Source organism: Streptomyces sp. MnatMP-M17 (genome assembly GCF_900091995.1).
Taxonomy (GTDB): Bacteria; Actinomycetota; Actinomycetes; order Streptomycetales; family Streptomycetaceae; genus Streptomyces.
On sequence record NZ_FMDK01000687.1, the window covers coordinates 1 to 10,176 of the forward strand.

The following is a 10,176-nucleotide window of genomic DNA, read 5'->3' on the forward strand; positions in this document are numbered from 1 at the left end:
GTACGGCCGGCCGCCGCAGCAGCCTCCGTACGGTGGCGGCGGCCAGTATCCGCCGCCGCCTCCGGGCCCGGCGCCCAGGAAGAAGACCGGTCTGATCATCGGTGTCGCCGTGGTGGCGCTGGCGGTGATAGCCGGCGGCGCGTACTTCCTGACCTCGGGCGGCGGTGGAGGCGGCGGCTCGATCGCGGACGACGGCCCGCACAAGCTGGCGACGCCCGCGACGGTCATCGACGGCACGTACAAGAAGGTCGATTCCGGCGCCGCCGGTGACGACGGCATGTCCGAGAAGGACATCAAGGACATGGAGACCTGGGGTGTGAAGAACCCCAAGGACGTCGGCGCGGGCTACACCTCCGAGGCCGGCGGCGACACCCCTATGGGCAAACAGCTCACCTTCAGCGGTGTGTACGGCGAGATAGAGGACCCGGAGAAGGTCGTCGACGCGCTGTTCACCAGCATGAAGACGGAAGCCGCCACGGACAAGAGCGGCGAAGGCGAACTGGTCGGCAGCCCCCAGGAGTTCACACCCGCGGGATTCGAGAACGGCGTCCTGAAGTGCCAGGAGGCCAAGATCACGGACAGCGGCAAGACGTCGTCCTTCCCGACCTGCATCTGGGCCGACCACAGCACCGTCGCCTACGTCCTCTCGATCGACCTGGCCCAGCTCTCCACCGGCAAACCCACGTCCCTGGAGGACGCGGCCACCCTCGCCGCCAACCTCCGCAACGACGTCCGCGTCGAGCTCTGACCCGCACCCCGCGGGACCGCGCACCACACACAACGGCGCCCGGCCGCCCGCTTCGGCCGGGCACCCGCTTTCCACTCTCAGGTACAGTGCGGTTACGCTAAGTGCCGGACTGGCCTGCTGTGCGAGGGAGACGCATCATGACGGTGATGCTTGAGCGCCCGACGATAGACGGCAACGACCCCCGACGCTTCGAGGAGCTGTGCAAGGCCCTCGACCAGCTCAACGTGCCGGACGGCTTCAAAGCCGAGATCATCAGGGGGAACATCGTCGCGTCGCCGTGGTCGAAGGCGTACTACCTCGACGTCATGGATCTGATCTGCGATCAGCTCCGTCCCCATCTCCCGGAGGGCCATCGCGTCAGCTCCGCCCCGGCGCTCTACGTGTTCCCCGGCGTCGAGCGTGCGTACGGGCCGGATGTGCATGCGGCCGACCGCCGGACCCGGAGGACGACAAGTCGCCATCTGGACGGGGAGGGCCTGTCCTTCATCGCGGAGCTGACCTCGGCGTCGACGCGGGACGCGGATCTGGTCGACAAGGTCGAGCGCTACGGCAAGGCCGGCGTTCCCGTCTATCTGCTGCTCGACATGCAGGAGGACAGCGCCACCGTCTTCTGGTCGCCGACCGCCAAGGGATACGCGTCCCATCTCACCGTGCCGTTCGGCAAGGAGATCCTCATGCCCGCGCCCTTCAACTGCACCCTCAGCACCGCCGGATTCCAGGCACCGTTCGGGTACGACGACGACTGATCCGGGACACACGACACAACGCGGGAGCGCCCGGCCGGTGGAAACGGCCGGGCGCTCCTGTGTGTCGTGTTGGGCGCTACGCGGACTTCTCGTGGCGGCCGTCGTTCTTGACGATCCTCGGCTCGCGCGGTACCAGCGTCGGGTTCACGTTGTCGCGGACGACCTCCGCCGTGATGACGACGCGGGCCACGTCCTTGCGGGACGGGACCTCGTACATCACCGACTGGAGCACCTCTTCGAGGATCGCGCGCAGACCGCGCGCGCCCGTGCCGCGCAGGATCGCCTGGTCGGCGATAGCCTCCAGGGCCGGGCGGTCGAAGTCCAGTTCCACACCGTCGAGTTCGAAGAGCCGCTGATACTGCTTCACCAGCGCGTTGCGCGGCTCGACCAGGATCTGGAGCAGCGCCTCGCGGTCCAGGTTGTGGACCGACGTCAGCACGGGCAGACGGCCGATGAACTCCGGGATCATCCCGAACTTCACCAGGTCCTCCGGCATGACCTCCTGGAACTGGTCGCTCGCCTCGATCTCCCGCTTCGAGCGGATCGTCGCTCCGAAGCCGATGCCCTTCGCGCCCGCCCTCGACTCGATGATCTTCTCCAGACCGGCGAACGCGCCGCCCACGATGAAGAGCACATTCGTCGTGTCGATCTGGATGAACTCCTGGTGCGGATGCTTGCGTCCGCCCTGCGGCGGTACGGAGGCCGTCGTGCCCTCCAGGATCTTCAGCAGCGCCTGCTGGACGCCCTCGCCCGACACATCACGCGTGATCGACGGATTCTCGCTCTTGCGGGCGACCTTGTCGATCTCGTCGATGTAGATGATCCCGGTCTCGGCCTTCTTGACGTCGTAGTCGGCCGCCTGGATCAGCTTCAGCAGAATGTTCTCGACGTCCTCGCCCACATAGCCGGCCTCCGTGAGCGCCGTCGCGTCCGCGATGGCGAACGGTACGTTCAGCATGCGGGCGAGTGTCTGCGCGAGCAGCGTCTTGCCGGAGCCGGTCGGGCCCAGCAGCAGGATGTTCGACTTCGCCAGCTCGATCGCGTCCTCACGGCCGGACGCGCCACCGGTCTCACCGGCCTGCACACGCTTGTAGTGGTTGTAGACCGCCACCGACAGGGCCTTCTTCGCGGGCTCCTGGCCGACGACATAGCCCTCGAGGAACTCGTAGATCTCACGAGGCTTGGGCAGTTCCTCCCACCGCACCTCGGAGGTCTCCGCGAGCTCCTCCTCGATGATCTCGTTGCAGAGGTCGATGCACTCGTCGCAGATGTACACACCGGGACCCGCGATGAGCTTCTTCACCTGCTTCTGGCTCTTCCCGCAGAACGAGCACTTGAGCAGATCGCCGCCATCACCGATGCGTGCCACGAGGTGCTTCCCCTTCGCCTGGGAGCAGCTTTGGTTCAGCGGCTCCTGTGCCTCATATCCGACGGTACCTTGCTCGGGCCCCCGTTCGGGCCCCCCTTGGCGCGGTTCACATGGTCGTGGCATCCCGTCCCGGTCCCGTACGAACGCGACGGGACGGTCCGACAGGACCCCAACAGGACGCCGACCGGAGCCCGGCCGGACTCATGCGCGCACCGCGCCAAGGGCGCCGGGTGTGTCAGGCTGCCGCAGCGGCCGTGGTCTTGCGCGTCGACACGATCTGGTCGACCAGGCCGTACGCGAGCGCGTCGTCGGCGGTGAGGATCTTGTCGCGCTCGATGTCGTCGCGGACCTTCTCGATCGGCGTCGTGGAGTGCTTGGCCAGCATCTCTTCGAGCTGGGCACGCATCCGCAGGATCTCGTTGGCCGCGATCTCCAGGTCGGAGAGCTGCTCACGGCCGGTCTGGCTGGACGGCTGGTGAATGAGCACGCGCGCGTTGGGCAGGGCGAGCCGCTTGCCGGCGGTCCCGGCGGCGAGCAGGACGGCGGCGGCCGAGGCGGCCTGGCCCATGCACACGGTCTGGATGTCGGGCTTCACGAACTGCATGGTGTCGTAGATGGCCGTGAGGGCCGTCATCGAGCCACCGGGGCTGTTGATGTAGATCGAGATGTCCCGGTCGGGATCCATCGACTCCAGGCAGAGGAGCTGCGCCATGACGTCATTGGCGGAGGCGTCGTCGATCTGCACACCGAGGAAGATCACTCGCTCCTCGAAGAGCTTCGCGTACGGGTCGTACTCCCGCACGCCCTGCGAGGTGCGCTCCACGAAGCGCGGAACGACGTAACGGTTGTCCACCTGCGGGCCGGTGTGGAGACCGCTCGCGGAGTAGCTGTTCATGTTGTGCATGTGGGTGTTCACCATCCTGTGGCGTTCGGTGGTCTTGGCCGGCCGATGCGGCTGGTGCGGCTGCTGCGGGGCGGCGGTGCTCAGGCCGCGGTGCTGCTCAGGCCCCGGTGCCGCCGCCGCCCGGAACGCCCGAAGCAGCGGAGATGATCTCGTCGATGATGCCGTAGTCCTTGGCCTCCTCGGCGGTGAACCAGCGGTCGCGGTCACCGTCGCGGATGATCGTCTCCTCCGACTGCCCGGTGTGGCGGGCGGTGATCTCGGCCATGCGCTTCTTCGTACGGAGAAGCTGCTCGGCCTGGATCTTGATGTCGGAGGCGGTGCCACCGAGGCCCGCGGAACCCTGGTGCATGAGGATGTCGGTGTGCGGCAGCGCGAAGCGCTTGCCCGCCGTGCCACCGGTCAGCAGGAACTGGCCCATCGACGCGGCGAGACCCATACCGATGGTCACCACGTCGTTCGGGATGTACTGCATGGTGTCGTAGACGGCCATACCTGCCGTCACGGAACCGCCGGGGCTGTTGATGTACAGGAAAATGTCCTTCTCGGGCTCGGCCGCGAGGAGGAGGAGCTGCGCCGTGATCTTGTTCGCGATGTCGTCGTCGACCTGCTGGCCGAGGAAGATGATCCGCTCTCCGAGCAGCCGGCTGTAGACCTGGTCGCCGAGGCCACCACCGAGGGACGGCTCACCGGCGGCGTAAGGCATCAGATTCGTCACGTATACACCTGCTCGTCTCTGACGGCTTTGGCCGTCTCAGCGTCTTCGTACCGGGGACGGGAGACTCCCCAGCCCTCGTATTCATGGACCCTAACGCGCTGGTCGGCGGGCGCCATCCCGGTTCCGTGGCTGTTCGCTGGGAGCGCAAGGTAGTTGAAGGCCGCGAGGCTCTGTACGGCTCTGTAAGGGCCTGGGCGCGGACGCGAAGGGCCCCGGGGTCGCGTGGTGCGTCCGGGGCCCTTCCTGGCGTTCAGAGCGGTGTACGGAGCGGCATCAGGACCCGCCGGGGCGTCCGGGCGGGCCGGAGCTGCGTACGGCCGGACGCTGCCTCGTACGGCCGCCCGGCCCGGCGTCGGTCGGACGCCGGAGCGGTACGGCTCAGGCCTCGGTCTTGTCGCCCTTGTCGTCACCCTTGTCCGCGGCGGCCGTGTCCCCGGCGGCGGCCTCCACCGTCTCCGTCTCGGACTCGGCGACGGCCTCGTCGTCCTCGTCCTCGTCGCTCAGGTCGACCAGCACACCGTTCGTGTCCGTCACCTTCGCGGCCTCGACCACCACGGCCAGCGCCTTGCCGCGCGCGACCTCGCCCACGAGCATCGGCACCTGGCCGCCCTCGACGACCGCCTTGGCGAACTCGTCGGGAGACATACCGGAGGACTGCGCGCGCCGCATGAGGTGCTCGGTGAGCTCCTCCTGGTTGACGTTCAGCTTCTCCTTGTTGACCAGCTCATCGAGGATGAACTGCGTCCGGATGCCCTTCTCCGCCTGCTCCTTGGTCTCGGTCTCGAACTCCTCCTCGGTCTTGCCCTGGATCTCCAGGTACTTCGCGAGGTCGAGTCCCATCTGACCGAGCTGGTGGTGCTCCAGGTTGTGCTTACGGGTGTTGATCTCGTCCGCGAGCAGCTTCTCCGGGATCGGCACCTCGGCCAGCTTCAGCAGCTCCTCCAGGACGCGCTCCTGGGCCTGCGTGGCCTGGTCGTACTGGCGGTTGCCCTCAAGGCGCTTACGGCTGTCCGCGCGCAGCGCTTCGAGCGTGTCGAACTCGCTAGCCATCTGCGCGAAGTCGTCGTCCAGCTCGGGCACCTCGCGCGCGGAGACCTGGGAGACCTTGACGGTGACCTCGGCCTCCTTGCCCTCGGCGGTGCCGCCCTTCAGCTCGGAGGTGAACGTGGCCTCGCCGCCGGCCTCCAGACCGATGACGGCCTCGTCGACACCGTCGAGCAGCTCGCCGGAGCCGATGGTGTACTGCACACCGCTCGCGACACCGTCGGGCAGCACCTCGCCGTCGACCTTGGCCTCCAGGTCGAGCGTCACGACATCGCCGTCGGCGGCGGCGCGCTCGACCGGAGCGGTGGAGGCGAAGCGGTCGCGGAGCGCCTCGACGGCCTTGTCCACGTCCTCCTCGGAGACCTCGATGGCGTCGACGATGACCTCGATACCGGAGTAGTCCGGGATCTCGATGACCGGGCGGACGTCCACCTCGGCGGTGAAGGCGAGCAGCTCGCCGTCCTTCAGCTCGGTGATGTCGACGTCGGGCTGGCCGAGGACATTCAGCTCACCCTCGTTGACCGCGTCGGTGTAGAACTTCGGGAGGGCGTCGTTGACCGCCTCCTCCAGCACAGCACCACGCCCGAACCGCTGGTCGATGATCCGGGCCGGGATCTTGCCCTTGCGGAAGCCCTTCACCGTGACCTGCTGGTTGATCTTCTTGTACGCCGCGTCGAGGCTGTCCTTGAGCTCCTCGAAGGGCACCTCGACAGTGAGCCGAACCCGAGTCGGGTTCAGGGTCTCCACGGCGCTCTTCACGGTTCGGTCTCCTTGGTGGCTGATTCTGGGGTTCTGCTGTGTCCGCCGCTCTCCGGCGGCCCAGCGGATTCGGCCCGGCTCATCAGAGACTCTTCAGACACACGGGCACGCAGCTTGCATAGTAACCGCAAGCGGGAAGGCCCCCACAATGCGCTGCCGCGCTGCGATCCTGCGTAAATGGTCGGGGTGGCCGGATTCGAACCGACGACCTTCCGCTCCCAAAGCGGACGCGCTACCAAGCTGCGCCACACCCCGTCGGTGCGACACGTAGGGTACATGCCCGCGGGCGCCACGTCGGCCTCTTTGTCTGCTGTACGCCAGGTGTGCGGCGAACAGCGCAGACCCGCTACGATGTTGTCCGTGCCGAGGTCCTTCGGGCCCGCGGCACACACTGTGCGGGCGTAGCTCAATGGTAGAGCCCTAGTCTTCCAAACTAGCTACGCGGGTTCGATTCCCGTCGCCCGCTCCATGGCCTCCGGCCCGACCGCGTGCATACGCCACCGGTCGGGCCGGTGGCGTTCCAAGGGACCGTACGCACCAGAAACCGTACGCACCAGAAGCTGATGCCGATCCAGCCGGTCTAGAAGCTGATCTGGTTGATCGTGTCGGCTATCGAGTTGAGGAACCGGTTCACCGACGGCGCCATATTGGTGGACGCGAGGAAGAAGCCGAAGAGGATCGCCACGATCGCCGGCCCGGCCTTGAGCGAACCGCCGCGGATCAGCACCACCATGATGATCGCCAAGAGAAGCACCACTGACAGCGAAATGGCCACAACTGATCACACCCTCGGTCGGTCCGCCTAGCCCTGCCGCGCGGGAGCGCGCGACGCTCACACCCCGCTCCGCACCCCGCCCGACCATGGTGCCATCAACCTCCGTATGGGTGGCGTCGGGTGACGGTTCATCGCCATCGGGATCGCGCCATTCGCACACCGGGCGCGCCGTGCTCGTACTACGTACTCGGCGCCTCGATCCCCAGCTCATGACCGACCCCCGGGACAAATCACCCGACGACTCGTAGTGGCCGACACGCCGTGAACCGACCGGCGATCATCAGCCAAACCGCAGCCTCCGAGGCATCTGCCGGGCATCAAAAGTTGCTCAGCAAATCGTTTGGTAAACTAATTACTGACGATTCCTTGACACTTCCTTGACGAATCGAAGATCGACTCACAGACGGACCCGAAGACGGAGGAGCGATCCCATCGGACACGCGGAGACCCTCATAGCCATGGGCGGCGCCTTCCTCGCCGCCGCCGTACTCGCCCGGCTGGGCAGCCGGATCGAGCTGCCCACGATCCCTCTCTTCATCCTGGCCGGGATCCTTCTCGGCCCTCACACGCCCGGCATCGTGCTGGTCTCCGATCCGCACGACCTGGAGATGCTCAGCGCCCTGGGCCTGGTCCTGCTGCTCTTCTATCTGGGCCTGGAATTCCATCTGGACGACCTCAAGGCGGGCGGCCGGAAGATGGCCCTCGCGGGCGGCACCTATCTGGCCCTGAACGTCGGCGCGGGCCTCGGCTTCGGCTTCGCGCTCGGCTGGGGCACGAGCGAGGCGCTGGTGCTGGCCGGAGTGCTCGGCATCTCCTCGTCCGCCATCGTCACCAAGGTGCTGGTCGACCTCGGCCGGATCGGCAATCCGGAGACCAAGCCCATCCTCGGCATCATCGTCGTCGAGGACATCTTCCTGGCCCTCTATCTCGCGGCCCTCCAGCCGATCCTGTCCGGTGCCGACAGCCTCTCGGCGGCGGTGATGGACGGAGCGAAGGCCTTCGGCTTCCTGCTGGCTCTCGCGGTCGCGGCCCGGTACGGCACAAAGCTGGTGAGCCGGTTCATCGCCACCAAGGACGACGAACTGCTCGTGATCTCCTTTCTCGGCATCGCGGTCTTCGTGGCGGGCGTGTCGGAATGGTTCGGAGTGGCGGACGCCATAGGCGCGTTCATGGTCGGCCTGATGCTCGGCGGTACGACCTCGGGCGACCGGATACGCAAACTCGTCCATCCTCTGCGCGACGCCTTCGGCGCGATCTTCTTCTTCGCCTTCGGTCTCTCGATCAATCCGGGCGATCTGCCGACCGTGCTGTGGCCGGTACTGGCCGCCGTCGCCGTGACACTGGTCATGAACGTCGTCGCGGGCATCTCCGCCGCCAGAATCAACGGTTTCGCCGCCGGACCGGCGGCCAATATCTCCACCACGCTGCTGGCGCGCGGCGAATTCGCCCTGATCCTCGCCACCATGGCCGCCGGGGCGAGCCTGGACGCGCGGCTCGCCCCTTTCATCGCGGGTTACGTACTGATCCTGGCGGTACTGGGCCCACTGGCGGCCGGCCGGTCGCACTGGTTGGCGCGAGTGCTGCCGGACGGACGTGGCCGTAACGGTGGCGACGGCGGGCGACCAGGCGAACCGGGCCGCCTGGAAGAGGCATCAGCCACACGCTGAGTCCGGCGCCCGCTCCTTCGCCACGCACTCGAACCAGACCGTCTTTCCGCCCTCCGCCTGCGGAGTCACTCCCCACCGGTCGGTCACGGCCTCCACCAGCAGCAACCCGCGCCCGCCCTCGGCCAGTTCATCCTCCGGCCCGCCGTCCGAGGTTGGCTGCTTTACGAATGGCACGCCGGGCGCCCTGTCCGTCACCTCGACACGCAGAGCGCCCGGCCGCCATACGAACAGCACGGAACATCCTCGGCCCGGCACATGCCGAACCACATTCGCGAGCAGCTCGGTCAGTGCCAATTCAGCGGCCTCGCACAATTCTTCCAATTCCCAGGCACAAAGGTACGTCCGTACGATCCGACGCAGGTGCCGGGCGGAATGCTCACCGACAGTGAAACTCATGCCATAGCACGAAGGTGGGTAATCGGCGCTGGTCCGCACGCTAACTCCAGCTCGACGGAGACGAATTGTTGGGTTCACCTTCCAAGATTGCGACGACTCAACTACTCTCGGCTACGGAATGAGCGTAACGCTCCGGAAAGTTGGAGGCTGTCGTGAAGAACACGCGAGACCTGGACCCGAGCGCTTCACCTCTCGATTACTACGGCACGGAGCTGAGGCGATTGAGACTCGAAGAAACCCACAGGGCCCTGCCTTCGCCGTCGCGCCGCACGCCTTCACCACGTTCGTCACCGCCACCGCAACCAGCGCGCTGACTCGCGTACACCCGTAGTCGCCTACCCGGAGAGGTGGGCGCGGACCAGCCCAACCAGGCCCGCGCCCACCTCTTCGCGCGTCGGCGGCAGATCTCAGTTGCGGTGCGTCCATGGCTCGCGGTGGTATTCCGGCATGAGCAGAATTGCTGAGGTCATCGTGCTGGCGCAGGACGCGAAGGAGGTCATGGAGCCGTTGACGCGGCCTGACGACGCGCGGACCTGGAACGGAGAGTTCTTCGAGATGCGGCCCGGTGGAAACTGGGGTTTCGGCTGGGGTACGGAGTTCGTGCGGATGCGGAGCAGATCTGGGCTGTTGAAGCACCTGGAGTCCTTGCCGTGGCCCCGGCCGGAGACGGTGCAGGTCCTGATCCACGACGAGGAGGATGACTGCTTCGGGCTGTGGATGATCCACGACGGCAAGCTGGTGGAGATACCTCTTCCTCGCACGCGGCGGGCCTACTGGTCCGGACCGCACAACGAAGAGTTCCCGCCCGATCCCGGGATCCTGAGCAGGACGGACGGTCACGCCCGTGACTGGGCCTGGCCGAAGGAGATCGAGGCCGGCGACCAGTCCCGGCCTCCGGCCTGGTGAGGGCGATGGCGAGCGTGGCGTCCTAGGGTTGGAGGTGCCGGTTTCTTTCCGGCCGCCGGGCTGGTGGGTGGTGTGCGCGGGAGTGGAGTGGGGTGGTGGCGCGTGGGTTTGGCGTCTGGCCGCCGTCTGTTGGTTGGGGTTCAGGAC

10 protein-coding genes and 2 tRNA genes are annotated in these 10,176 nt (G+C 66.9%); 5 read left to right on the top strand and 7 right to left on the bottom strand.

Going from position 1 to position 10,176, the window contains the following annotated elements:
- Positions 1-748: hypothetical protein (locus GA0115259_RS40645; RefSeq protein WP_093602289.1), on the top strand; the 748-nt coding region annotated here is incomplete at its 5' end.
- A gap of 137 nt (positions 749-885) precedes the next feature.
- Positions 886-1,494 (top strand): Uma2 family endonuclease, encoded by a 609-nt coding sequence (locus GA0115259_RS28300; protein WP_093602291.1) that lies wholly within the window; start codon positions 886-888, stop codon positions 1,492-1,494.
- A 76-nt stretch (positions 1,495-1,570) separates the two neighbouring features.
- Here GA0115259_RS28300 and clpX read toward each other — a convergent pair whose 3' ends face one another.
- The 5 genes from clpX to GA0115259_RS28325 form a co-directional block, all read right to left on the bottom strand.
- Positions 1,571-2,863, bottom strand: coding sequence for an ATP-dependent Clp protease ATP-binding subunit ClpX (gene clpX, locus GA0115259_RS28305; RefSeq protein WP_066949776.1), 1,293 nt, complete (start codon positions 2,861-2,863; stop codon positions 1,571-1,573).
- Between the two features lie 235 nt (positions 2,864-3,098).
- A complete protein-coding gene (locus GA0115259_RS28310; protein ID WP_093602293.1) occupies positions 3,099-3,782 on the bottom strand; it encodes an ATP-dependent Clp protease proteolytic subunit in 684 nt (227 codons plus the stop codon).
- 82 nt (positions 3,783-3,864) lie between these two features.
- Positions 3,865-4,470 (bottom strand): ATP-dependent Clp protease proteolytic subunit, encoded by a 606-nt coding sequence (locus GA0115259_RS28315; protein ID WP_169922671.1) that lies wholly within the window; start codon positions 4,468-4,470, stop codon positions 3,865-3,867.
- A gap of 390 nt (positions 4,471-4,860) precedes the next feature.
- Positions 4,861-6,285, bottom strand: a complete 1,425-nt coding sequence (tig, locus tag GA0115259_RS28320; RefSeq protein ID WP_093602295.1) for a trigger factor — start codon at positions 6,283-6,285, stop codon at positions 4,861-4,863.
- A 178-nt stretch (positions 6,286-6,463) separates the two neighbouring features.
- Positions 6,464-6,540, bottom strand: a tRNA-Pro gene (locus tag GA0115259_RS28325).
- A gap of 140 nt (positions 6,541-6,680) precedes the next feature.
- On the opposite strand from GA0115259_RS28325, the gene GA0115259_RS28330 reads away from it, so the two are divergent.
- Positions 6,681-6,754 (top strand) — tRNA-Gly (locus GA0115259_RS28330).
- A gap of 111 nt (positions 6,755-6,865) precedes the next feature.
- Here the strand turns inward: GA0115259_RS28330 and GA0115259_RS28335 are convergent.
- On the bottom strand, positions 6,866-7,060 hold the full coding sequence (locus GA0115259_RS28335; RefSeq protein WP_093602297.1) for a hypothetical protein: 195 nt from the start codon (positions 7,058-7,060) through the stop codon (positions 6,866-6,868).
- Positions 7,061-7,518: 458 nt separating this feature from the next.
- Here GA0115259_RS28335 and GA0115259_RS28340 point away from each other — a divergent pair, with 458 nt between their 5' ends.
- Positions 7,519-8,727 (top strand): cation:proton antiporter, encoded by a 1,209-nt coding sequence (locus tag GA0115259_RS28340; RefSeq protein WP_093602299.1) that lies wholly within the window; start codon positions 7,519-7,521, stop codon positions 8,725-8,727.
- Here GA0115259_RS28340 and GA0115259_RS28345 read toward each other — a convergent pair.
- Positions 8,713-9,123 (bottom strand): ATP-binding protein, encoded by a 411-nt coding sequence (locus GA0115259_RS28345; protein WP_093602301.1) that lies wholly within the window; start codon positions 9,121-9,123, stop codon positions 8,713-8,715. The two genes, GA0115259_RS28340 and GA0115259_RS28345, sit on opposite strands and share 15 nt — an antisense overlap.
- 447 nt (positions 9,124-9,570) lie before the next feature.
- Between GA0115259_RS28345 and GA0115259_RS28350 the strand changes: the two genes are divergently transcribed.
- Positions 9,571-10,029, top strand: coding sequence for a hypothetical protein (locus GA0115259_RS28350; protein ID WP_093602303.1), 459 nt, complete (start codon positions 9,571-9,573; stop codon positions 10,027-10,029).
- Positions 10,030-10,176: the final 147 nt, after the last annotated feature.

What these genes read in the sequence shown, in the direction of transcription:
- GA0115259_RS28340 (WP_093602299.1), top strand. Translation starts at nt 7,519, where the DNA reads ATGGGCGGCGCCTTCCTCGCCGCCGCCGTACTCGCCCGGCTGGGCAGC.
- GA0115259_RS28345 (WP_093602301.1), bottom strand. Translation starts at nt 9,123, where the DNA reads ATGAGTTTCACTGTCGGTGAGCATTCCGCCCGGCACCTGCGTCGGATC.
- GA0115259_RS28350 (WP_093602303.1), top strand. Translation starts at nt 9,571, where the DNA reads ATGAGCAGAATTGCTGAGGTCATCGTGCTGGCGCAGGACGCGAAGGAG.
- GA0115259_RS28300 (WP_093602291.1), top strand. Translation starts at nt 886, where the DNA reads ATGACGGTGATGCTTGAGCGCCCGACGATAGACGGCAACGACCCCCGA.
- GA0115259_RS28315 (WP_169922671.1), bottom strand. Translation starts at nt 4,470, where the DNA reads ATGCCTTACGCCGCCGGTGAGCCGTCCCTCGGTGGTGGCCTCGGCGAC.
- GA0115259_RS28310 (WP_093602293.1), bottom strand. Translation starts at nt 3,782, where the DNA reads ATGGTGAACACCCACATGCACAACATGAACAGCTACTCCGCGAGCGGT.